A 24,025-nucleotide genomic window follows, 5' to 3' on the forward strand; every position below is an offset into this window, starting at 1 on the left:
GTGAAGCATAGAGCCGCTTAGTCGTGATAAATTCGTGTGCGAGCGTTCTACATTAGCGGTGGTCCTGTCATTGAGTGAAATAAAGATGTAGTGGGGATAATCATCCTGCAGTTGGAATGCTGTGATTGACAAGGTCTGCTCCTTCCTTTTAAATTGGATAAAAGCGACTGTTGCCTGATTATTTTCGAGGTAAATGGGGCCAAGGGCCCCATCTTGCAGCTAGTTATATTATACATCTTTCATAGCCAAATGAAACCTTAAATTGCTGATTTACTGACTGATAGAAGATGAATATGTATTTATTATACTGTACGGGTTACGCGATGAATGTAATAATGTTTAGAGCAGTATCCCTTCGTACTCGCGCTTTTTGTACAATTAATCCATTTACAGTTTGTTACAATTTTCGTTCTACGAGGCCGGATGGTGAGAGGATCGCCATGACGCATAAGACGCTGATGGTGCATGGAGCATAGTTCTCTGGCTTTGACAGGTTTGGTGCAGTTCTCAATGGTGCATTCATTATTCATGGTGTATCTCCTCCGGAATCAAGCCTGTTAAAATATATCCCTATTTATTGATTATTTTAACAAGGAACGCAACAAGTTAGAAAGCGCGCTGAGCGCCCGATAAGCTGTAGTAATCGGACGGATTTCCTTCTATCCGCTAGCTATATGCCTGCCAGGCTTTCGAGTTTAATTAATTAAACGCTAATTCAAGGTGAAACGGTTGTCGCCGTCCTTTGGCGGCGCGGCGCGTTTCATTCCGAGAAATATAGAGAAAGGATAGCGTTAGAATATCCTTTCTTATATTTTAAAAATACCTTACATAATTGCCGCACTGCTGGCTCAAAGGAGCGAAAACGATTGACGGTTTTTGAAAGAGTGTTTCAAATGATGGACAGTCCTGCTGCTATTATCCGATCTGTAAAGCATTATGGCTTCATAATGGATGTCAATGAAGCCTTCATTCGCCTAACCGGCCTGGAATATGGATATTTGATAGACAAGCCGGTAGGCGAGCTGCTTGAGAACTGGTCGCTCAAGCACTTCAAGCCCAGTACAAAGCGGGAAGGACTGCTCCACACCTGCAAGCCGGGAGGAACGCCTGTCATGGTCGAGCATAATAACCTGAACATGCTTAACGAAGAGCGCCAGGCACTATCGCTCATTATATTGCATGATTTGAGCTCCCATCACTGGATTGAACGACAATTCGAGATGAATACCGTGCTGTTCAGCGGCATTCTCGACGCCAACTATCAGGTGCAATTTTTGAAAGACCCTTTCCCGGCCTATTTGCTAGCCGACGGCCATTTGAATGGAGAATCTTTTCTGGAGATTATAGCCGAAAACGAGCATCTTCGCCTGCTCCATATTTTGGAGGAAACGCGAAAATATAAAAAAACAAACCATATCACTGTAAAAACATCCAAAGTGAATGGCGTAGAGCTTGAAGTAAAGGTAACTTTCACTCCTATCTTCGACGGGTTTGGACGAATTAAGGAATTCGCCTTTATCGTGCTGGATTTGCAGCCTATTAACACGCATGAGTATATCGATTCCGGCATGAGGCTGAAAATCTGGATGGCAAAACGCGACATAAGCGCAGGCCAGCTTGCGGCTGCCACCGGTATTTCCATCCAGACGATTTCCAAGCTGCGCAATGGAAAAATAAAAATGCCCCAGCGGCTCACTGCTGAACTGATTGCCTCTGAGCTGAGGATCGACTACTTGGAGATTTGGCAAAAAATACGCAAATAAGGGATGGTCCTGACGGGGACCATCCCTTATTTGCATTCTATATGTTTTTAAATGTTTTTAAGCGGCTCGGCAAGCTGCGCTTTTTCCAGAAAGCTTGTCGGCTCGCCCAAGTAATACAAATGCAGCTCGTGCATCGCTCTCGTACAGGCCGTATAAAACAGCTTGCGCTCGTCTTCCCGTCCATATACTAAGCTTGAAGCATTATACAAAATAACAGCGTCAAACTCCACGCCTTTCGCCAAATAGGAAGGAATAACGACAACCCCCTGCTCGAACGTCGACGTTTCTTTGGCGATCAAATGAATATCCGGCACGATGGCCGACAATGCTTCAAAGGCCAGCCTGCTCTCCTCCGCTGTCTTGCCAATAACGGCAATCGAGCTATTGCCCTGTTTCTTGAGCTCTTCGATTCGCTGGGCAATTCGCTTCGCAAGCTCTTCCTCGTCGGCAATAGGTGTAATCGTCGGCCATGGGCCGCTCCGGTTAAACGGAATAATCCGCTCTCCGCCTGCGATAAAGCTGCTTGTAAACTCGGAGATTTGGCGGGTGGAGCGATAGCTGCGCTCCAATACGACACGCTCGGTTTCCTGCTCCTCATACATGCCCGATAATGCATGAAAGCTGTCACCGACTACGGCATGGGCGAAAATCGACTGGTTCAAATCGCCAAGCGCCGTAATTTTGCAGCTCGGGAAAATTTTCTTTAAATAATGAAATTGGAACGGCGAATAATCCTGCGCTTCATCGACGAACAAATGCTTAACCGACGTATTCGTCTGGAAGCCCTCAAGCAGCTCCTTCAAATATAAATAAGGGGTAGCATCCTCGTAAAATAATTCCTTCCGCGCCAGCTTCTCAGCCGTGCCTTCGCAGATCGCAGCCCAAAGCTGCGGATATTCGCCCTCCTGCTCATTTGTTTCATGAAACAGCTGGCGATACACCTCCGGCATATCCAGAAACTTAAGCCGTTTAACCCGGCTGCGCAGGCGCTTAAAGCGCTCCTGTACAATGATCGCTGCCAGACGGTCGCTCTCCCGCTTATGATCATCGAAGGAATTTTGCGTAAACCCTTCCTTGTCCAGCAGCTCGCTGTAAACCGTATTATACGTTTCGTTATCCAGCAGCTCCATCTCTTCTTCTACCCAGCGCTTGCCCCGCTCCTCGCGCCCGAGGCGGGTCAGCTCCTTGAGCAGCCACTCAGCAGTCATACGCAGTCGGTTCGGAATCGGATAAGAACGATTATGGCTGTAAAAATGCTCGTGTATCGCCTCGGCTGTAATTAAGGTGCGGCCGCGGAACTTCATCGCCCGAAAGCGCAAGCCCTTCTCGCCGAGTGAAGCGGCATACCGGTCAATAAGCCCAATAAAAGCGAGGCTTGATTTATAGCGAATCCCTTCGATGCGTGCATCATATTCGCTGCCATGAGCGGCAGAGAGCGTATACTCCAGCTGGGAGAAAGGGTCCTCCAGATCAAAGGTTTGAACAAGGCGGTGCTCCAAATACTGCTGATACGTCGTCTGCTGCATATTTTGCTCGCCAAGCTCCGGCAGTACGGTTGCGACATAGCTGTTAAACATCGGATTTGGCGAAAAAAGTACGATTTGGTCAGCATTCAATGTACCGCGATAGCGATAGAGCAAATACGCCACCCGCTGCAAGGCCGCTGAAGTTTTACCGCTGCCCGCCGCTCCCTGAACGAGCAGAAGGCGAGCGCGCTCATTGCGGATAATTTGGTTTTGCTCGCGTTGAATCGTCGCCACAATGCTTTTCATTTGCGAATCTGACTGCTTGCCTAGCACCGCTTGCAGTATTTCATCGCCGATCGTTACTCCGGTGTCGAACATGCCTTCAATTTCACCCTGGCGAATAATATACTGGCGCTTCAGCGTCATTTCTCCGGAAATTTGTCCACTAGGCGTCTCATACTTTGCAGGTCCTGGTGAATAATCGTAATACAGGCCGGATATAGGCGCGCGCCAGTCATAAATTAAATAGTTGGCTCCGCTTTCGTCGAGCAGGGAACCCACTCCCAAATAAATCGGTTCAATCGCCTCGCGGCTCTCGCCATCCTCTACAAAATCAATGCGCCCGAAATAAGGCGACTGTGCCAGCTTCTTCAGCAGACCCAGCTGCTCCATCGCTACGCGGCGCGTCCGCTCCCGTTCTGACAGTAATTCCGCCTGCTGCTTCAAGCTCGCATGCGTCTCCGCAGATTCAGCAGAATCCTCAAAGTTGACGGTTACGTCATCCCAGAAATTTTTACGAATATCTACAATATCCTCGCGAAGCTCTCCCGCCTGATCCTGCAAGCCTTCGATTTGCTCCTTGACCCACTTCGTCACCCGATTAACTCGCAGCTGTTCTTGTTCAAGCTCAGAATTCGGCATCATAGGTCACGCTCCTTTATATATAAATGTAGTACTTCCCCAAAAGTAAAAATCACAAATAAACATTGCCCGCCCTAAAACAAGCGATTATAATGGCAAAGGCAGAAATATAATCATACATGCTGCATCGCAGCAAAGCAAGCCGCGGTTCGTAAACTCCCGCGTTATCAAAACTAGGAGGTTTTTTTCGCATGTTCAACTTGTGGTTCGGCGTCATTTTTATGCTCGCCCACTTCACGCTGTTTCTCATTTCCTACCGATTATTCGGCAAAGTCGGCGTCTATGCCTGGATCGGCATGGCAACCGTTATCGCCAATATTCAAGTCGTCAAAACGGTTGATTTGCAAATCGGTACGCTGGCCATCGTCATTACGCTTGGCAATACGATGTATGGCACCATCTATTTGGCGTCCGACCTGCTCAACGAGAAATATGGCGAGGCCGATGCCAAAAAAGCCGTATGGTTCGGGTTCTTCACCTTAATTGCCTCAACCATTATTATGCAGATGGCGCTTCTATTTAATCCAGCCGAGCCAGGTCTGGAGGCGCAAGCAGCGCTTCAGAGCATATTCGGCATGCTGCCGCAAATTGCACTTGGCAGCCTATGCGCCTATTTTGTCAGCCAATTTCTTGATGTGAAAATTTACACGCTGCTCAAGCGGCTGTTTCCAGCCCGCAATCAGCTGTGGATTCGCAATAACGGCAGTACGATTGTCAGCCAATTCGTCGATACGCTCATCTTTTGCACGATCGCCTTTGCGACCGAATATGAGTTCGATGTATGGATGTCGATCTTCCTGTCTACCTATGTCATTAAGTTTCTGGTGTCCGTCTGCTCGACGCCGTTTCTATATGCAGCGCGAAGCTTCACGTTCAACAAAGAATCAATTTAGTCCATAACTGTACGAATAACCTCCCTTCTGCCGGGAGGTTATTTATTTATAGCCTTATTTTATTTATAAAATCCGATGTCATCCAGCATCACCCGCCCAGGCTCCCCGGAAAAATAAAACGTTATCCGCGTTATTTTCGTCCCGGATGGCCAGCTGCCTGCCTCGGCAAACCGTGCCAGCGGCAAGCTGTAGGTCTGAAACACCGATTCAATGCTCTCCTTATATTTCCCCTCTTTAAGCCGCTTCTCCAGCCAAGGGACAATTGTAAATTGCGTTTCGAACGGCAGCGGAATATCGTTAAAGCTGGATAATGGCAAACGCACCGTCTGTCCCTGTGCAGGCACAAGCTCCAGCTCAATTTGAGGCGCAGCTGCCGCAGCATCCCTAGCTTCCTCTCCCGTATTTTCCATCGAAAAGCTAAACGTTTCCAGCCCCTTGGAAACGATGGCCTCGCTATACGTCGCTGCAAGCTCCAACGTATACGAGGCAGCAGCATCCCATTCCAGCACAGCGCCGCGCGAGCCCTTATTGCGATTGTCGCGGTCCTTTGCTTCCGACTCCTCCCATACCTTGAAGCCTTCGGCGCTCAGCTTGCCGCCGCTTGGCAGCGTCAGCTTGTTCACATCCTCTTCATAACGCGCTGCCGCGAGGAAGGAAGCATCCTCGTACCGGCTCACATAGTCGCTGGAGGTGGGGAGCCAATCCGGCGACGCTTTGTTATTTTCGAACAATGGCTTATAAATATCGTTGCCATGCAGCGTTGCTTCCAGAAAAGCCGAGACATACACTTTAGCTGCCTGCTGCTGCTCCGCCTGCGTCATCATATGCTGCTGATTAAGAAACAGGCCACCGGGAACCCGCTCATCCATCATGCCCCAATCGGAATTAAAGCGGCTGTGGTTCGCCTCGGACAAATACAGCGAAGCTTTAAAATACGGCGAGCCCGGTGTAAAGCTGGTCCGAATATACTGCCTGTCCCCGTAAAAGCTGTTGACGTCGCCGTCCCTTGCACCTTGCAGCGTCAAATAACTGACATCTTTAAGCCGCGCCGAGGTCTTGTCTACCTCCTTATCCGTCGGTGCTAGAGCCACAACAGATGCAAAATCGATCTGAGCCATGCTGGAAAGCCCTTCATCCTCTGCAAACCATCGTTTGTAATCCACTGCCATCGCTACCGCTTGGCCACCGCGTGAATGGCCAATTAAAGAGACCTTGGAAAAATCCACTTTGCTGTAAAAGGGATTATCCGCCATCGTGCTGAATGACTGGATTTGCTGAATATGCTTCAGCAAGATCCATGCCCGCATTTTCATATCCTGCTCGGGGATGCCCGACCAGACCGAATAATTAAGAAAGTTTTCATCTACCGATATAGCGATAAAGCCCCGGCTCGCAAGCAGCTCGCCCAAATAGGCATAGCCGGCATCCGAAAACTCCTCCATTAAATGATTGCCATGCACCATGAGCACAAGCGGGAATGCTCCATCCCCTTCCGGCATCCATACTCTTGCGTTTAAAGGAAGCTCGCTTTGGTCAAAGCCCCAAAACTTTTGTTTGAGCCACGCCCACTTTTTAATATAAGCCGATGCATCCACGGAGGACGTTAACAGCTCCGTCTGCTCCCCATATTCGCCGCGCTGCTTGTCGCTCCCGCTGCCGTAAGTAAAGGCCCGATAGCTGTAGCTGCCCGGCAATGCCGGATTTTCTGCGTCAATAAACGCAATCTGCGCCCCATCTTCCAGGCTCATATCCGTGGCCCCATCGGCAGATGAATGGCGTGAATCCATGCCTTCCGCAGGCGCTGCATCATCAGAAGCTCCACGTAATTGATTCGCTGCAAAGTTTACAAATAATACTCCTGCCACAATAATGCCTGCTATGGCGAGCCCTCTGCCGCGCAGCCTCAGTATTTGCCCGAGCAGCATGCCGGCAATCGCGCCACAAATCGCATACGCCACCGCAAACAGCGCCGCCATGAGTACGCCAAATTCCGAATAATAAAAAATAAAATAAGCTTCAAACCCCACATATAAGAAAAAACCGGCAAACAAGCGGGGAACCGGCACAAACACAAGCGTTAGCAGCACCGAGCATAGCTGCGCAGCTGCATACAAGGCCACCGTATTTAGCGACACAAAACCGCCGATGTCCACAAGCGCCCCAAGTCCCGTCGGCATGCCTAGCGCAACTAGCACCATTGCAAGCGTTCCCGCGATCAGCAGACCTGCGGAGCCATGGTAGAAGAGCGGCCTGTCATAGGAGAGCCGCTGCTGCATCCGCGCCTTTAACCACTGGGCCAACCGCTGCCCTCTGGGAAGCTTCGGAGGCGGCACAAAGCCTAATGGCTCCAATTCGGTATTCACTTGCTCTCAGCTGCCTTTATAAAAAGCCAATTGCGGTTCTCGCGCTGTTCTATCTCCACAGGCACGCCAAAAAAGTCGCTCATGCGCTCCGATGACAGCACCTTGCTAGTGTCCCCGACCTCAAAAACCCGGCCTTCCTTAATCAGCAGCGTTTGATTAAAGCAAGGCAAAATTTCCTCCACATGATGGGTCACATATATAATAGTCGGCGCATCCGGCTGCTGTGCCACCTGATTGATCATCTCCAGCAGCTGTTCTCTCGCAAACACATCAAGCCCGGTACAAGGCTCGTCCAAAATAAGCAGCTTAGGCGCAGCCATCAGCGCCCTTGCAATAAGCACCCGCTGGCGCTCACCTTGCGAGAGCGTGCTGTACGTCCGGTTCAGCAATACTTCGCAGCCAAGATTGCGCATCAGCGAAATTGCCTGCTCCTCATCCTCCTGCAGCGCTTGATCATACAGCCCGATCGTAGCAAATTTTCCGCTTAAGACGATTTTGAAGGCGGTATCCTGACCGTACAGCTTCTGCTGAAGCGATGTGCTGACCCAGCCTATGCTTTTGCGCAGCTCACGCAAATCGTATTCGCCAAATTTATGTCCCAGCACAGATACAGACCCTGTCGTTGGCCAAATATAGCCGTTAATCATATTTAAAAGCGTCGTCTTCCCGGAGCCGTTAAGTCCTAACAAGCACCAGTGCTGACCCGCTTCAACCTGCCAATCAATCCCCTGAAGGACGACCTTTTCTTCCCGTTCCCAAGTTACGTTATGAATATCTATGATCATTGCTCTCATCCTCCCATGCTGTCTAAATTATATGTAAATTAACCCTAACATTCAATCCTTCCGCAGCACCCGCCTGCTGGGATGCCGCTATGCCTCCACCCCCGAAATGAGCAATGTGGACGGGAACATGGTACAATAATAGCAGCAAGAATGATATTAGGAGTGATGGATCGCATGCAGCGAGATATGATGAAGCAATGGGCGCACTTTTTTTTAACGTATAAATTCGCCTTGGATGAGGTGGAGACGAAGCTGAATATTTTAAACGAGGAATTTCAATTTATTCATGACTACAACCCGATTGAGCATGTCAAAACGCGAATTAAAAATCCCGAAAGCGTCATGGACAAGCTCCGCCGCAAAAATATGGATATTAATTTGGAAAATGCGAAAGAGCATATTCGCGATATTGCTGGCGTACGGGTCATCTGTTCTTTTTCCACTGATATTTACCAAATACTGGAAATGATCAGCCAGCAAACCGACGTTAAAGTTGTTGAAGTGAAAGATTATGTTCTCAATCCGAAGCCAAATGGCTATAAGAGCCTGCATCTCATCGTTGAAATCCCTGTTTTCCTGACGAACCGTATTGAAAATGTGCTTGTTGAAATTCAAATCCGTACGAGCGCGATGGATTTCTGGGCCAGTCTGGAGCACAAAATTTATTACAAATATAATGAAGGCATTCCACCGGAAATTCAACAGCAGCTGAAAGAATCCGCCGACATGATCAATTTGCTCGATAAGCGCATGCTCGCTCTGAATCAAGAGGTACTTAAGCACCGCGAATACGCGGTAGAATAATCGCAAATAAGCCTCCGGCGCCGCTGTATAAGCGGAATGCCGGAGGCTTTTTTCAAGAAGATAATGGTTCGGTTGAATGATTTAATTTTAATTAGATTAGCGCACGGTACAACGGGATAATCACAACGGCCAGCGCAAAGGCGATCAGGCCAATCGTGATGGCCCACGAGCCAAGCCCCTTCGCCCCTTGACGGTACGCGATAAAACCGAGTACTGCTGCGGCTGCGCCCATTAGCGCAGGCCATAGAAACCAGGAAGCAATCGCGAACACCAATCCGACCCAGCCCAGCGCTACGCCTCCGGTGTCGTCCCTCACCGCATCCTTGTCTTCCCTTTTGCTTTCGCTGCGCGGTACATAAGATACGGGAACGGGTGCCCCGGCGGTAAACTCCCCCGCCATTTCTTCATTGATGTTGCTGCTTGTACGGTCTATTTCTTCATCGGATAACAATGCTCTATGATGACGCTCTTCCAATGCTGCTTCGTGGTTTTGCTCCTTCTCCCCATGACTGCTGCTTTCCGTTTCATCCCAGCGTTCCACTTGGGATCACCTCCACTTTAAGCTTTGTCCTTCGCTTGAAGCCCCTTCAGTCTCGCCTTCTGCATCTGACGGCCAACCTCCTGCTGCTTAGCGCGCTTTAAAGGTATGGCAGCAGGTAGCCGACGACTTTGTCGCCTGATCCTGATGCTGCAAGCCAAGCTCCCCTGAGGCAAATTCAGTTCCAAAGTCTGTACTTGCATGCTGGTCGATATCAATCGCAATGGAATCGGCGCCACAGTTATTTCCTTCTGACCAAAACGTGCAATTAGCTACGCTGCATGATACGCCTTTTGGCATAAAAAAATCACCTCCGCTATCAAGTTTCCCTGAACGGAGGTGATTCATTCTGCCTTATTTTTGCCCCTGCATCCGACGCTGGGTCATGTAGTCTGATTCGTAATACGCAAGCTCATCGCGCAGCTCTTCGTAAATTTTGGATACCGACAAGACGATGTCGCGTGCTTCACGAACAGGCTTGAACAAGAAGCGAATCGCATCTTGGCCTGTGTATGCGTAGCGGCCATCTTCGGAATAACATTCATTTTTTGGATAGAAGAAGGCATTTACACATTGGTGGTACACTTCATACAAGGCACGTTCTGCAAAATCGTTATCAAAATTGGGGCGTCTGAGCAATACTCCCAGCTTTTCAACCGAGACTTCAGAAAACACCAACAAATGTCTCAAATCGGATAGCAGGCCTTTGTAAAAATTTTGCGCCTCGTCACTGCTTTGCTCCGCATTCAGTTGTACGAGCGAATAGTGATTCAAAAATGGCTCCAATTGATTCACGGCTTCTTTTAGTTTAATACGGGTTGTCTCACTAAGTGGTTTGACATTAGTCGCTGGCATAGGTAGTTCCCCTTTCTTCAATCCAAACAAGCTTAAACGTTGCAAGATCATAAAACTCTAGGCATCAACATAGTACCACAAATTACTTGCAGATGGTACTGGAGAAACGCTGATTGTGCCGCATATTTTCTGGATTTTAAAGCGAACCTATACATCAAACAGATTCATGCTGTTATTCCAGCTGTCATTTAATGGAGGTTTGCGCAAATGAAAAAGAAATGGATCGGCGTCTTTACCGTGCTTGTAGCGGCGACGCTGCTGATTCCGACTGCACCTTTGTTTCTTCCTCAAGGCAAAAAGCCTGCTGCACCTGTCAAAAGCTTGTCCGCCGATCAGGAGAAGCAGCATAAGCTGCGCACGCTTAATCGGGATATGGAGGCTACTTCTTTTCTGTGCGTCTCCGAATGCACCAAAGAATTTTATAAGCTGATGGATACGAGCCAAGCCGGGAAAACCAGGAAAACTGGAAAAACAGTGTCGACCAAGCACGTCACCAGCATGATGAACATGCATAAGCATATGTCCTACATCCGCTTAATGAACGGCGAGCGAAGCGTACAGCGCGGGGCCATTCCTTCAAACTCCGGCAGAAGTGAAGTAGAAGCGGCAGCGGCGGCTGTCAAGCAGGGCAAAACCTACGAATCCAAGCCGTTTGTAAATGAGAGTGGCAGCCGGTTCATCGTGCTCGGCGTTCCCCATCAGAAATATCGCGGCATGGGCGTCGTCGGCGTTATTAAGCAGGACATTGTTACGCAGGTGGAGCTCCACCAAAAGCGTAATTTACGGCTCGTTCCCTATCCGAACGAAGGCAACTATCGCATTGAATCGGTTATCCCGAACACGAACCGAGATACGACCGTTCAGACGGGAGAAGATAACGGCAACGCCAGCCATTACCATGTGAAAGACGTTGTCGTTCATTTTGCCGAGAAGATAACGGATGATCAGCTTCAAAAAATGAAACGGGCCATTAATGCCACTTCCGTTAATCAGATCAACCAGATTGACAACACTTACGTATTCCGTTCCGAGAACATGGAAGCGAAGCAAATGAAGGAATATTTCAGCCGCTCCTGGAAAACGGAATATGTGGAGCCCCACTATTTATATATGACGAATGAAACAAATGATGCCGACGATAGCGGGGCCGTCATTCCGAATGATGCGCTGTACGCCAAATACCAATGGAATTTGCCTTCAATCGAAACCGAGAAAGGCTGGAAGCTGTCCAAGGGTAATGAGCAAATCGTCGTAGCGGTGCTGGATACCGGCGTTCAACTGGATCATCCGGACCTAAAGGGCAAATTGCTTGATGGCACCAACATTGTCGACAGCGAGGCCGACCCGGATGATGATGTGGGTCACGGCACGCATGTAGCTGGCATCATCGGGGCGTCCGTCAATAATGGCGAAGGCGTTGCTGGCCTGTCCTGGTACAACAAAGTGATGCCAATCAAGGTGCTTGACAGCAGCGGCGCAGGCTCAACCTATTCCGTTGCCCAAGGCTTGATCTGGGCGACCGATCACGGCGCCAAGGTCATTAATATGAGCCTCGGCAACTATGCACAGGCTGATTTTCTGCATGATGCGATTAAATATGCGTACGATCATGACGTAGTGCTCATCGCCGCCAGCGGCAATGACAATACGGATCGGCCAGGCTATCCGGCTGCTTACCCGGAAGTATTCGCCGTTGCAGCAACGGATTCCGCGCAGAAGAAAGCTTCTTTTTCCAACTATGGCGACTATATTGATGTGGCTGCACCGGGAGACAGCATTGCCAGCACATACCCTGGCGGCCAATATGCGGCGCTCTCCGGCACCTCGATGGCAAGTCCGCATGTAGCGGCGCTTGCTGGGTTAATTCGCTCCGTCAATCCGGATTTGACGAATGAGGAAGTGATGGAAATTATGCGCAAATCGGCCGTCGATCTGGGCGATCCCGGCAAGGATGTTTATTTTGGCTACGGTGAAATTGACGTTGACCGTGCGCTCAAAGCGGCCATGAACTTTAATACTGCGCTCCAGACGTACCCAGACAAGACGAAAAACCGTCTGAATTCCATTACGCGCAAATACGAGAAATAAGGCGCCGGGAGCGTTAAATGGTCATATGAGAGTTCTAAGCAGATGCTACTGAGCAAAAAAAAGCATGGCCTTGAAGCAGCTCCATCGCTTCCTGCCGTGCTTTTTTCATATGAAGAACAAACAACGCTAAAACAGCTTCATCTGCTCGATTAAAATTGGATTAAGCTCCTCCGCCTTCACCCCGTATGGCTCAAAAAATTCGCCAACCAGACGGCGATGACAATAACGATGGTCATGGCAAAAACAGACCAGAACCACATGGCTGCCCTCCAGCAGCATGCGGTAAACTTGGCGAAGCGCCTCAAGCTTGCGATCAAATTGCAGCTCCGCTACAAAACGCTCTTCATATTTCGGCCACCATGCGAAATCAGCATCTTCTTTTCTTCCATCAAGTGAAAATTGGAATAATTCCTGCGACGGTGCCAATGCTTGGCACATGGCCACATCCTCAATAGCCATCTCCGCGCGCGTAATCATCAGCTTTTTCGCTTCGAAATTTATTTTTTTCAAGCCATTTAAATTGCTCGTATATAACTTGCCTGAAGGCAGCATGTGAACCAACCTCCTATGGGAATGCAAAAAAGAGATGCAGGGCCGTTAGCTCCCGAAGGAACGTCCACTATCATCTCTATAATCGCAAATGATGAATTGTTCATTTAAGTTCGTTGCGGAAAGTTTGCCGTAAGCCGGGTTCTGTACTTTCAGTGGTCCAAACGGTGACGACCCTCCCACTAAGAAAGCGACAATCATCTATCTACGCCGCCTATTGCTAAGCGGCTTCAGCAACCAACCCGGACGTGCCTCAGGCTAAGGCCGCAGCTCGAAGCTGCAACGTCCTCTCGGTCTTGCTCCAGATGGGGTTTACCAGGAATACAGTCACCTGTACTCCTCGTGGTCTCTTACACCACGGTTCCACCCTTGCCTGTGCTGGCATGAAGCCAGCCATCGGCGGTCCATTTCTGTGGCACTATCCTTCAGCTCGCGCTGACTGGACGTTATCCAGCATCCTGCCTTGTGGAGCCCGGACTTTCCTCTCGCGGCAACAAGGCCGCCAGCGATTGTCTGTCAAACTTTCCGGTGCATCAACAAGTATACAAGGTATTGACCGAAAGCTCAAGCTTTAATCATTTCCAAGTTGCTGCTTGTCTTTATACAAATGTAAAAGGCTCGGTATGGATAGCTGAGGCGAGCGCCTTCGTATCCGATTTGCGCGACTGAAGCTGCACATTAAGCCAATCGGCTGTACGCTGCTTCATAATTTTTTCTACATTATGGCCGGGGTCAATAATAGCGATGCCCGCGGCGAGTGCATCATGAGCAGTATGATAGTCAATATCGCCCGTAATGAGCACATCAGCACCGGCAAAAATCGCATGGCGAACGTAGCGCGCCCCTGAACCGCCCAGCACAGCCACCTTCCGCACTACACGGTCAGCATCACCTACTACACGAACAACGGGCACCTCGAAAACTTGCTTCACGCGCTCTGTAAGCTCAGCCAGCGTTACAGGCTCGCTCAGCTTGCCCGCTCTGCCAAGTCCAACTGAACGGCCGGTTAAGTCGATTTCGTACAAGTCATAAGCAACCTCATCGTAAGGATGGGCTTTCAGCATCGCTTGTACGGCTTTGCGCTTCAAGCTGTCAGGGACAACGACCTCAAGACGGACCTCCGCTGTTCTTTCCAGCTTGCCAGGAGCCCCAATGTATGGCGTCGTTCCTTCCCCAGGCAGAAACGTTCCCGTCCCTTCAATCATAAAGCTGCAGCGGCTGTAATCGCCAATCTGGCCGCCTCCTGCGCTCCAGATCGCTTCCAGCACCTTTTCCTCATATCCTTTAGGCACAAACACAACGAGCTTGTTCAATTGGTCCGTATGTACTTCCTCCAGACATACACGCCCTTCCGGCTTGATGCCAACCAGATCGGCCATCCAATCGTTAATGCCGCCGTCTGTAACATCCAAATTGGTATGAGCGATATACACGGCAATATCATTTTTGATCAGCTTCTCATAAAGCTTGCCTGCAGGCGTAGACGTATCAAGCTTCGAGAGCGGGCGAAAAATAATCGCATGATGGGCAATAAGCAGCTCTGCGCCAGCGGCAATCGCTTCGTCCACGACCTCATCCGTCACGTCGAGAGCAACGAGAATATGGCTAATGGGCTTACCCAGCGTTCCTAGCTGCAGCCCGATTTTATCATTTTCTACCGCATAATGCTTTGGAGCCAGCTGCTCCATTATTTGGACGACGGTGTGTCCATTGGCAAGCATGCGAGCACCTCCTTCATAATCGTCATTTCATGACGCAGCTGCGCCAGCTTTCCGGCTGCTTCCGGCTGCTCTGAAAGGGACAGGCTTTGGCAAACACGGTCCAGCTTTTCAAGCTCCGCCTGCCATTTTTGATGGAAAACGGGAATCGGCTTGCGCAGCAAAAAAGGCCCCATCCGCACCAGTAGAGCAAAACGAATCTCCTCAGGCAAGGAAACCGGCAGTAAGGACGTGTCATAAACTTTAGCGCTATGCTCCTTGCTCTCCTGCTCGCTTTGCTTCTGAGCATGGAGAACCTCGTAAATCTTTCCGTCTTCCTCCATAATCGTTTCGGCAAGCAGCGACCAGCCATGCTCAAGCAGCCAGCTTCTTACCCTGTCCTCGCCAACATTGGGCTGCAGCACCAGCTCTTTGACGCCTTCGAGCTTGCCAGTCTGATACCCAGCCTCCAAAATATCACTCATTAATGCGCCGCCCATGCCCGCAATTGTTACCGTGTCAACCTCCAGCGGCTGGATAACGGACAAGCCGTCTCCTTGGCGAACATCGAGCTTATGCAGCAGCCCTACAGCCGCTCCCTGCCTGCGAGCCGCATCAAACGGACCCTTATTCAGTTCTCCGGCAATGGCTGAAGGCACTATTCCCGCTTGCAGCAAATAAACAGGCAGCTGCGCATGATCTGATCCAATATCAGCTATACGCGAGCCCGCTGTTACATAACCCGCAATCGTTTGTAATCGGTTAGAAAGTTTCAACATTAAGCAACCCACACTATCCATTTTTTTCTCATCGCGAACAATAATACGCCGCCTAAAGCGATTTTAATAAGCAGCTGCAATTGCAGCCAATCATTTTCCATCGTAAACAGCATCGTATACAGCTCCGGCATAAACCATACCAAGGCGCATGTTACGAACAATACGGCCGACACTGGCTTCGACCATTGATGCACAAACCAGCTGGCCCAGCCAAACAATCCCGACAGCGGCAGCCAATAAAGCTGAATGCCGTACCATGCCGGAGAGTCAGTCAAACGTGACAGCAGCCATGCATATACAAGCAGGGAAGCAACCCAACCGCATAAATGCAAAATATGAATGCGAGCGCTAATGCCATAGACGATCCAGAAAACAGAACAGAAGCCGAGCAGGCTAGCCTGCCAGTACCATTCCTCGACGCCATGGAATTTTAGTATGTACATTCCTGCCCCAAGCATGAGCAGCATGCCTACCCCGCCTATCACAAGGCCAGTAGCTTCATTTCGTTTGCGTACCCGCTGGGAAATAATGAGTGAAATGACGACTGCCGCAGCGACGACCCCTATTTGCAATAAAGGATGAAAAGCGTTAAAATAAAGCACAACCAAGGAAATTAAGGTAAAAAACCCAAAAGTAAGGAGCCATTGTTTTCCCGATGCCTGCCCAACGGCCATGACCGCCTTACCGATTCCGCGTGAAGAAGCTTGCCTTCTTTTAGGATCTTCCTCTTGATCGGGATCCACATATAAATTAAGCAGGAAATCACAATACTGCTGCGGCAGAAGCTTGCTTCTGCTCCAATAATCGATCTCTTTAACAATGGTCTGCCGACGCTCTTCATTCATCCCGGGCTTATTCCTTTCAAGGGAACTTTATACCATATTGTATTTTGAAAAAAAAGACCTTGCTGCTCGTTCATGCAGAAAGGTCTGATCTGGTAAAACATTATAGCCTATATCGCGTTGTAAAACCTGCCTACCGTTCTAAAACACGATTTATTCGAGAAAATCCTTCAAGCGTTTGCTGCGGCTCGGATGACGCAATTTGCGAAGAGCCTTCGCCTCAATTTGCCGTATCCGCTCGCGAGTTACGCCAAACACTTTGCCCACTTCTTCCAGCGTTCTTGTACGTCCGTCATCAAGACCGAAACGCAGGCGCAATACGTTCTCTTCACGCTCGGTAAGCGTATCGAGTACATCCTCAAGCTGTTCCTTCAGCAGCTCATAAGCAGCTGCATCCGCAGGAGCAAGAGCCTCCTGATCTTCAATGAAATCGCCAAGATGGGAATCGTCCTCTTCGCCAATCGGCGTCTCAAGCGATACGGGTTCCTGTGCGATCTTCATAATTTCCCGAACTTTTTCCGTGCTCAGCTCCATCTCGGCAGCAATTTCTTCCGGTGATGGCTCGCGGCCCAATTCTTGCAGCAATTGACGCGATACTCTAATCAGCTTGTTGATTGTTTCCACCATATGAACCGGAATCCGGATCGTCCGCGCCTGATCGGCAATCGCCCGAGTAATCGCTTGACGAATCCACCATGTCGCATACGTACTGAATTTAAAGCCCTTCAGATGGTCAAACTTCTCAACCGCTTTAATCAGACCCATATTGCCCTCTTGAATCAAGTCGAGAAACAGCATGCCGCGTCCAACATAACGCTTGGCAATACTGACCACGAGACGAAGATTCGCTTCAGCCAGTCTGCGCTTAGCTTCTTCGTCGCCGTTCTCGATTCTGCGTGCGAGTTCAATTTCATCATCAGCAGAAAGCAGCGGCACGCGTCCGATTTCTTTTAAGTACATGCGGACAGGGTCATTAATTTTAATGCCTGGCGGAAGCGCCAAATCATCATCAAAATTAAAGTCGTCCTGTTCTCTTTCCTGCTCTTCTCCACGATTATCAAGCGGATTATGACGCTCCTCATCATTTTCGTTGAGAACCTCAATCCCTTGATCATCCAGCTGCTCGAAAAACTCGTCAATCTGCTCCGGATCCTGGTCGAAAGGCGATAATTTCTCCATAATCTCTTTATAAGTTAGGGAGGATCTCTTCTTACCCTGTTCAATCAGCTGGTCTTTGACTTGATCCAGCTTTTGTTCAGCTTCCAATCCAGTATGCTGATCATTCGCCATATTCCGACTCCCTCCTCCCTAGAAACTCAGGCCTCTATCGTCCTTTAAGCTGTCTCTCTAGGGCATTAATCTCAGTGTGCATTTGCGCGGCTAACATATAATCCCCGGCACGTTCCGCCTGTACCGCTTCTTCTTTCTTAAGCTCAAGTTCCCTGAATGCAGGCACCTTGCTAATATCCTCGATATCAGCGGCTAATATGTCCTCGTCAAAAGGAACATCTTCCATCATTGAAATGGCTGCCGCTGCTCTTTCCAGGCGTTCATCCTGAAGCGAACCAATAAAGCGTCCGACATCTGGATCATGATCCTGCGCATAAAATGCGTACAAATAAGCAGCAAGCGCTGCGTGATCCTCCACATTGAACGCTTCGCCAAGCCTGTCGTGCACCGCGAGTGCCGCTTCCCGGTCACGCATCATGACATGGAGCAGACGCCTTTCCGCCTTGATGTATGCGGGCAGCAAGGATGGAGGGCCCGAACTACGGCGATTTTCATTCCTACCATTATTCCACGAATTATCGTTATTATCCCCTTGCGGCTTCTTTTTTTGCAGCTCCAGCACTTTAGCTTGGCAGTCCTGCTTCAAAACGTCAAGTGGGAAATTAAACTCGCGGGACAACTCCTGTAAGTAAACCTCGCGTTCAATAGCAGAATCAAGATCTGCAACAATGCCAGCCGCTTCGAGCAAATAGTTTTTCCGGCCCTCTTCTGTTAGCAGTATATGGTTTTTCCTTGAATATATAAGCTTAAATTTTGTGGTGGTTGCCGCTCCGTCGATTGCTTCCCTAAGGAAGGTGTCAGGGCCGTATTCCTCAATATACTCATCGGGATCCTTGCCCTTCGGCAGGATGGACACTCTGACTCTAAGTTTGGCCTTCTCGAGCATCGGAATGGATTTCAAAGCAGCTGCTTGTCCGGCATCATCGCCGTCATAGCACAGGATAATCTCCTCCGCCTGCCTTCCGAGCATGGCACAATGCTCCTCAGTCAATGCTGTACCCATCGTTGCAACACCATTATTTACGCCTGCACTCCAGGATTTTATAACATCCATATACCCTTCAAATAGAACAACCTGTTTGCTCTTGCGAATAGCTGGCCTTGCATGATGCAAATTGTAAAAAACTCGGCTCTTCGTGAACAGCATCGTCTCCGGGGAGTTCAAATACTTGGGCCCACCGTCACCGATTACCCTTCCGCCGAAAGCGATCACCTTGCCATCACGATCCCATATCGGGAACATGATTCGGCTTCTGAAACGGTCGACATGACCGCTGCCGTCATTTTTAGCCGATAACAAACCGCCCTTTTCCATTAATACAGGGTCAAAATTTCTTGCTGTTAAAAATCGGTTAAGCGTGTCCCATTGGTCCGGCGCATACCCTATCATAAAGTGGTCGATCTGCTTTTCCCTGAGACCTCTATCAAGCAAATAGTCTTTAGCGATTTTGCCATGCTGTGTGTTGTTCAATAGATAGTTATACAATTTCGCTGTCAACTGATGAGCTTCAATAATGGCTAAGCGGTCTAAGTCAACTTCTTCGCGCTGACCGCCCTCGGCACCCGTCCAAGTTACAGGCATCCCTGCTTCCTCGGCAAGCACTCTGACCGCCTCTGGAAAAGAATAGCCTTCGATCTCTTCCACGAATCGTATGACATGTCCGGTCTTACCGCAACCGTAACAATGGAAAATTTGCAGCTCTGGTGTGACCGTAAACGATGGGGTCTTCTCAGAGTGGAAAGGGCATAGCCCTTTCATATATTTGCCGTGCTTCGTGAGATGAACATACTTCCCGACTGTCTCTACGATGTCATAATGACGGCGTACCGCATCTATGACCTCCTCCGGTATTTTATTACCGTATGTCATCGTTCATCACCTTCATCCTAAGTAACACGTAAATAATATTCGCTAAATGTCATGTTTCTCCTGCTCGCTTTGCAAAACTTTTGTCATCTTTTGTTGAAATCGATCTCGATCTTCCGTTGTCATGGCTTTCGGACCCTTGGATTTGCCGCCGCTGCGCCTGCGTTTTGCCTGTTCATGACGGCGTTCCATCAAATAATCGATGTTGTCATCCGTATATTGCTCGCCGCGCGGCGAAAGGACAAGTGCCCCCTTGCCAAGCGCAATGCAAGCCAGGCCGAAATCCTGCGTTACAACGACATCGCCTTTCAGCAAATGATTGACGATATACATATCTACGGAATCTTTCCCCGCCTCCACCTGTACAACCGAAACACCCTCTTCGGCTTCAAGATGATGATCATAGGAAGAAACCATCAGCACCGGCAACGAGAAGCTGCGGGCAATTTGCTTAATTTCCACTTTGACAGGACAAGCATCGCCATCGACGATAATGGTAGGCTTTTTTATAGGAATAACAAATCACCGCTCGTTTCTTCTCTAGAATAGCGTGCCTAAGTGAAGCGGATATGCTCCATAATTAGGCTTGCTGTTTCTTCGACCGCACGATGGGACACATCAATAATGACACAGCCCAACTGCTTCATAATGGACTCCGCATAAAGCAGCTCCTTCTCGATGCGATCCGTCGCCGCGTAAGATGCGCTGTTCGGCAGCCCCAGCGCCTTGAGGCGTTCCTTGCGAATAATGTTTAAATAAGGCACGCCAATGGTCAGCCCAACAATTTTCGCCTTCGGAACATTAAACAGCTCCGCAGGAGGCTTAAGCTCCGGCACGAGCGGAATGTTCGCCACCTTGTATTTCTGATGAGCCAAATACATCGATAGCGGCGTCTTCGAAGTTCGGGATACGCCAATGAGCACAATATCGGCTTTCAGCACACCCGAAGGATCTTTCGCATCATCGTAACGCACAGCAAATTCAACAGCATCCACCTTGCGGAAATAATTTTCATCCAGCACATGGTTTAGCCCTGGCTCTTGCCGTGATGGCCGTCCCGTCTTCACTTCAAGACTTTGGATAAGCGGGCCGAGCAAATCAATCGACACGGTGTCATATTGCTCTGCCAGCTTGCCCATCGCCTCGCGCAAATGCGGGATGACGAGCGTAAACAGCACGATCGCGCCAGCTTCCTGAGCCTGGCGGACTATCCGCTCAAGCGCCGCTACATCCGTAATGAACGGCGCTCTCCGGATATCCGTCTGAATCGGATGAAACTGCGCGACAGCGGCTCTTACAACGAGCTCGCCAGTGTCGCCAGCTGCATCCGATACGACATAAATAATGACATCTGTCATCGGTTTTGTCATGTTTTATCATCCTCCCCTTCTTAGTTAGAAGTTGTTTCGAAGATGAACGATTCATCGATTGCTGTAGTTATTTTCTGCGTTATCTTATGACCAGACAAGCTTCGAATAATCCGCGACAACCGCTATATCTTCTGCAATTAAAGAGAGGGTCGCCAAACGGTTAGCGCGTACCTTCTCATCTTCCGCCATAACCATTACAGCATCGAAATACGTATTAATCGGTGCTTTCAGCGCAGCCAGCTTCGCTGCAGCATCAGCAATTTCTCCTCCGGCAACAGCTTGCTGGAACGATGCATGAACCGCCTGCCATTCCTTATACAGTGCCGATTCCGCTGGTTCCGCAAACAAAGCTTCGTCTACAACTTTAGTCGTTGCTTTGGCAGCCAAATTGCTGACGCGATTGAAAGCATCTACAATCAGCTTGAAAGCTGCACGGTCTTCGCCAGAAGCTTGTGCATTCAACAGAGCTGCACGCTCTACTGTCAGCAGCAGATTGTTAAAGCCTGCACCCATTACAGCATCTACAACGTCATAACGAATCGCTTGCTCAGACAGCACATTTTTCACACGAAGCGCGAAAAACTCCGTTAAATCCTTGCGTACTTCATCCGCACTGCGCTTCATGCCTCTTGCCTCATGAACTTCAAGCGCCGCATCAAACAAGTCGGTAAGCTGCAAATTCAAACGCTGTGCCAAAATAATTTGTACGACTCCAGCCGCTTGACGGCGAAGAGCGTAAGGATCCTGCGACCCGGTAGGAATTATACCGATGGAGAAGCAGCCGACAATCGTATCCAATTTGTCCGCGAGACTTACTACTGCGCCCGTTATGGAGGCAGGAGCACGATCTCCAGCAAAACGCGGCTGATAATGCTCATTAATGGCTACAGCAACCGTCTCGTTCTCGCCTGCTTTACGAGCATAATCCTCGCCCATAATGCCTTGCAGCTCTGGAAACTCGCCGACCATTTGGGTAACCAAGTCGAACTTGCAAATATCAGCCGTACGGCTAATATGCGCTGCGGTACCCGCACCCACCTGAAGTTTTGCTGCAAGCAAACCAGCCAAAGCGCTGATACGGCCGACTTTATTAGCAACCGTTCCCAGCTCCTCGTGATAAACAATGTTTTCAAGCTTCGCAAGCGCGTCCCCAATCGCCAGCTTCTGATCTTCCTCATAGAAGAACTTGGCATCAGAAAGACGGGCGCGAAGCACCTTCTCATTGCCTTTTGCTACAACGTCAATTTTGTTCTGGTCGCCGTTGCGCACCGTTACAAAATAAGGGAGCAGCTGACCTTTGCCATCCAGCACCGGGAAATACCGCTGATGCTCACGCATCGACGTAATGAGTACATCCTGCGGAATGTTGAGGAATTCGGGATCAAATGTACCGAACAGCACATTCGGAATCTCGACAAGGAACAAAACTTCCTCCAGCAAATCCTGATTGATGGCGATTTCCCAGTTTTTCTCCTTCGCCAGCTGCTCAATTTGAGCGACGATGAGCTGTTCGCGCTCTTCTACATCGACGATAACATGCTGCTCACGCAAACGTTCTTTGTACTCCGCAGGCGCTGTTACTGTCGTCTCTGCGCCGAGGAAACGATGTCCTCTGCTGCTGTTGCCGCTGCGCACGCCTGTAATTTCAAATGGAACAACATCTTGGCCATAAAGAGCCATTAACCATTTTATCGGCCGAATGAACCTCAAATCGTAGCTTCCCCAACGCATATTTTTCGGGAACGACATGGAGGTAATTAAATTCGTCAAACCTTCGGACAAAACAGCCGCCGTATCGATACCGATGCTGCTTTTGTTCGCATATACATATTCTACGCCTGCCAGCTCCTGAAAATAAAGCTGCTCCGGCTCCGCGCCTTGACTGCGTGCAAAGCCAAGCGCCGCTTTGCTCCAATTGCCCTGATCATCCTGGGCAATTTTGCGGGAAGGGCCTTTTACCTGCTCATTGACATCCGCCTGCTTCTCTTCAACACCTTGCACCAGAACAGCAAGCCGGCGCGGCGTAGCGAAAGCTTGTACTTCTTGATGAGCAATACGCGATTCTGCGAGCCATTTTACCAGCTTCTCCTTAAGCTGATTCATAGCACCTCTTACGAACCTCGCAGGAACTTCCTCCAAACCAATTTCCAGCAATAAATCTTTAGCCATTACGCCTCGCTCCTTTCTTTCAGCATCGGGAATCCAAGGCGCTCGCGCTCTTCCAAATAAGTCGCAGCCACTTGGCGTGCCAAATTTCTCACGCGCATAATGTAGCCCGTCCGTTCCGTCACGCTGATCGCGCCGCGCGCATCAAGCTGATTGAACGCATGCGAGCATTTCAGCACATAGTCATAGGCCGGGAACACGAGGTTATGCTCCATCGTCTTCTTCGCTTCCTCTTCGTACATATTAAACAATGAGAACAGCATCGCCGTATCAGACGTCTCAAACGTATATTTGGAATGCTCATATTCCGGCTGCTTGAACACATCGCCGTACGTTACGCCGTCAACCCATTCAAGATCAAACACATTTTCTTTGTCCTGAATATAGGAAGCAAGACGCTCCATGCCGTATGTAATTTCCACGGCTACCGGGCTTGCATCAAGGCCACCTACCTGTTGGAAATAAGTAAACTGCGTAATTTCCATGCCATCGAGCCACACTTCCCAGCCAAGTCCCCATGCGCCAAGCGTCGGTGCTTCCCAGTTGTCCTCAACGAACCGGATATCATGATCTTTCGGATCAATACCAAGGCGAGTAAGGCTTTCCAAATAAAGCTCTTGAATATTGTCCGGTGACGGCTTCAAAATAACCTGAAACTGGTGATGCTGATACAACCTGTTCGGATTTTCACCATAACGGCCATCGTTCGGACGGCGCGAAGGCTCCACATAGGCTACATTCCAAGGCTCTGGCCCAATGGAGCGCAAAAACGTCATGGGATTCATCGTGCCTGCGCCTTTCTCTACATCGTAAGGCTGCACCAAAATACAATTTTGCTCGGCCCAGAACTGCTGCAGCGTTAATATCATGCTTTGAAAGTTCATACCTTTTCCGCTCCTTTTTTTGCTTGTGCAATTTCACCAGCGGCGGCAGTCTCAAGGGAACGCAAAAACTCTCGCCTCTACGTCTGCCGCCAGACATAGGGACGA

General features: G+C 49.4%; 20 protein-coding genes and 1 other RNA gene. 4 read left to right on the plus strand and 17 right to left on the minus strand.

The features are described 5' to 3' along the window. Positions 1 to 866: 866 nt before the first annotated feature. Positions 867 to 1,763: a helix-turn-helix domain-containing protein gene (locus tag WH37_RS07205; RefSeq protein WP_046229888.1), complete on the plus strand. Its 897-nt coding sequence runs from the start codon at positions 867 to 869 to the stop codon at positions 1,761 to 1,763. A 47-nt stretch (positions 1,764 to 1,810) separates the two neighbouring features. Here WH37_RS07205 and helD read toward each other — a convergent pair whose 3' ends face one another. Beyond that, positions 1,811 to 4,150 (minus strand): RNA polymerase recycling motor HelD, encoded by a 2,340-nt coding sequence (helD, locus tag WH37_RS07210; RefSeq protein WP_046230293.1) that lies wholly within the window; start codon positions 4,148 to 4,150, stop codon positions 1,811 to 1,813. A 191-nt stretch (positions 4,151 to 4,341) separates the two neighbouring features. Here helD and WH37_RS07215 point away from each other — a divergent pair, with 191 nt between their 5' ends. Next, on the plus strand, positions 4,342 to 5,043 hold the full coding sequence (locus WH37_RS07215; RefSeq protein ID WP_046229889.1) for a queuosine precursor transporter: 702 nt from the start codon (positions 4,342 to 4,344) through the stop codon (positions 5,041 to 5,043). Positions 5,044 to 5,102: 59 nt separating this feature from the next. On the opposite strand, the gene WH37_RS07220 is transcribed toward WH37_RS07215, so the two are convergent. Both WH37_RS07220 and WH37_RS07225 read right to left on the minus strand, forming a co-directional pair. After that, positions 5,103 to 7,406, minus strand: a complete 2,304-nt coding sequence (locus tag WH37_RS07220) for a poly(ethylene terephthalate) hydrolase family protein (protein WP_052736860.1) — start codon at positions 7,404 to 7,406, stop codon at positions 5,103 to 5,105. Next, a complete protein-coding gene (locus WH37_RS07225; RefSeq protein WP_177217904.1) occupies positions 7,403 to 8,191 on the minus strand; it encodes an ABC transporter ATP-binding protein in 789 nt (262 codons plus the stop codon). The genes WH37_RS07220 and WH37_RS07225 overlap by 4 nt, the downstream gene beginning before the upstream one ends. 174 nt (positions 8,192 to 8,365) lie before the next feature. On the opposite strand from WH37_RS07225, the gene WH37_RS07230 reads away from it, so the two are divergent. Next, the gene (locus WH37_RS07230; RefSeq protein ID WP_414811822.1) at positions 8,366 to 8,995 is read left to right on the plus strand and encodes a GTP pyrophosphokinase; all 630 of its coding nucleotides are present in this window, start codon (positions 8,366 to 8,368) and stop codon (positions 8,993 to 8,995) included. A 91-nt stretch (positions 8,996 to 9,086) separates the two neighbouring features. On the opposite strand, the gene WH37_RS07235 is transcribed toward WH37_RS07230, so the two are convergent. The 3 genes from WH37_RS07235 to WH37_RS07245 form a co-directional block, all read right to left on the minus strand. Beyond that, a complete protein-coding gene (locus WH37_RS07235) occupies positions 9,087 to 9,536 on the minus strand; it encodes a hypothetical protein (protein ID WP_052736861.1) in 450 nt (149 codons plus the stop codon). Positions 9,537 to 9,623: 87 nt separating this feature from the next. Continuing rightward, the gene (locus tag WH37_RS07240) at positions 9,624 to 9,833 is read right to left on the minus strand and encodes a DUF1540 domain-containing protein (RefSeq protein WP_046229891.1); all 210 of its coding nucleotides are present in this window, start codon (positions 9,831 to 9,833) and stop codon (positions 9,624 to 9,626) included. A gap of 54 nt (positions 9,834 to 9,887) precedes the next feature. Continuing rightward, the gene (locus WH37_RS07245) at positions 9,888 to 10,388 is read right to left on the minus strand and encodes a YpuI family protein (protein ID WP_046229892.1); all 501 of its coding nucleotides are present in this window, start codon (positions 10,386 to 10,388) and stop codon (positions 9,888 to 9,890) included. Between the two features lie 207 nt (positions 10,389 to 10,595). On the opposite strand from WH37_RS07245, the gene WH37_RS07250 reads away from it, so the two are divergent. After that, positions 10,596 to 12,476: a S8 family peptidase gene (locus tag WH37_RS07250; RefSeq protein ID WP_046229893.1), complete on the plus strand. Its 1,881-nt coding sequence runs from the start codon at positions 10,596 to 10,598 to the stop codon at positions 12,474 to 12,476. 126 nt (positions 12,477 to 12,602) lie between these two features. Here the strand turns inward: WH37_RS07250 and WH37_RS07255 are convergent, their stop codons facing one another. The 11 genes from WH37_RS07255 to glyQ all read right to left on the minus strand — a co-directional run bounded on the left by WH37_RS07255 (position 12,603) and on the right by glyQ (position 23,920). Then, entirely contained in the window at positions 12,603 to 13,028 is a 426-nt protein-coding gene (locus tag WH37_RS07255) for a DUF488 family protein, N3 subclade (RefSeq protein ID WP_046229894.1), read from the minus strand. Positions 13,029 to 13,143: 115 nt separating this feature from the next. Beyond that, an RNA gene (gene rnpB / locus WH37_RS33475) (RNase P RNA component class A) lies at positions 13,144 to 13,550 on the minus strand. A 74-nt stretch (positions 13,551 to 13,624) separates the two neighbouring features. Continuing rightward, positions 13,625 to 14,746, minus strand: coding sequence for a Nif3-like dinuclear metal center hexameric protein (locus WH37_RS07260; protein WP_046229895.1), 1,122 nt, complete (start codon positions 14,744 to 14,746; stop codon positions 13,625 to 13,627). Continuing rightward, on the minus strand, positions 14,713 to 15,501 hold the full coding sequence (locus WH37_RS07265; RefSeq protein ID WP_046229896.1) for a tRNA (adenine(22)-N(1))-methyltransferase: 789 nt from the start codon (positions 15,499 to 15,501) through the stop codon (positions 14,713 to 14,715). The genes WH37_RS07260 and WH37_RS07265 overlap by 34 nt, the downstream gene beginning before the upstream one ends. Beyond that, entirely contained in the window at positions 15,501 to 16,346 is an 846-nt protein-coding gene (locus tag WH37_RS07270; RefSeq protein ID WP_046229897.1) for a hypothetical protein, read from the minus strand. Before WH37_RS07270 ends, WH37_RS07265 begins: the two co-directional genes overlap by 1 nt. 150 nt (positions 16,347 to 16,496) lie before the next feature. Continuing rightward, positions 16,497 to 17,633, minus strand: coding sequence for an RNA polymerase sigma factor RpoD (rpoD, locus tag WH37_RS07275; RefSeq protein ID WP_046229898.1), 1,137 nt, complete (start codon positions 17,631 to 17,633; stop codon positions 16,497 to 16,499). 34 nt (positions 17,634 to 17,667) lie between these two features. Next, positions 17,668 to 19,503 carry a DNA primase gene (gene dnaG, locus WH37_RS07280; protein WP_046229899.1) on the minus strand — a complete coding sequence of 612 codons (1,836 nt, stop codon included), beginning with the start codon at positions 19,501 to 19,503 and terminating at the stop codon, positions 17,668 to 17,670. A gap of 42 nt (positions 19,504 to 19,545) precedes the next feature. Further along, positions 19,546 to 20,010 (minus strand): YaiI/YqxD family protein, encoded by a 465-nt coding sequence (locus tag WH37_RS07285; RefSeq protein ID WP_414811826.1) that lies wholly within the window; start codon positions 20,008 to 20,010, stop codon positions 19,546 to 19,548. 44 nt (positions 20,011 to 20,054) lie between these two features. Further along, positions 20,055 to 20,870 (minus strand): pyruvate, water dikinase regulatory protein, encoded by an 816-nt coding sequence (locus WH37_RS07290; RefSeq protein ID WP_046229901.1) that lies wholly within the window; start codon positions 20,868 to 20,870, stop codon positions 20,055 to 20,057. 84 nt (positions 20,871 to 20,954) lie between these two features. Next, a complete protein-coding gene (gene glyS, locus WH37_RS07295; RefSeq protein WP_046229902.1) occupies positions 20,955 to 23,039 on the minus strand; it encodes a glycine--tRNA ligase subunit beta in 2,085 nt (694 codons plus the stop codon). Continuing rightward, complete coding sequence (glyQ, locus tag WH37_RS07300; RefSeq protein WP_046229903.1) at positions 23,039 to 23,920, minus strand: glycine--tRNA ligase subunit alpha; 882 nt, start codon at positions 23,918 to 23,920, stop codon at positions 23,039 to 23,041. The genes glyS and glyQ overlap by 1 nt, the downstream gene beginning before the upstream one ends. Positions 23,921 to 24,025 lie beyond the last annotated feature (105 nt).

Origin of the sequence: Paenibacillus algorifonticola (assembly GCF_000971975.1) — a bacterium.
Taxonomy (GTDB): Bacteria; Bacillota; Bacilli; order Paenibacillales; family Paenibacillaceae; genus Pristimantibacillus; species Pristimantibacillus algorifonticola.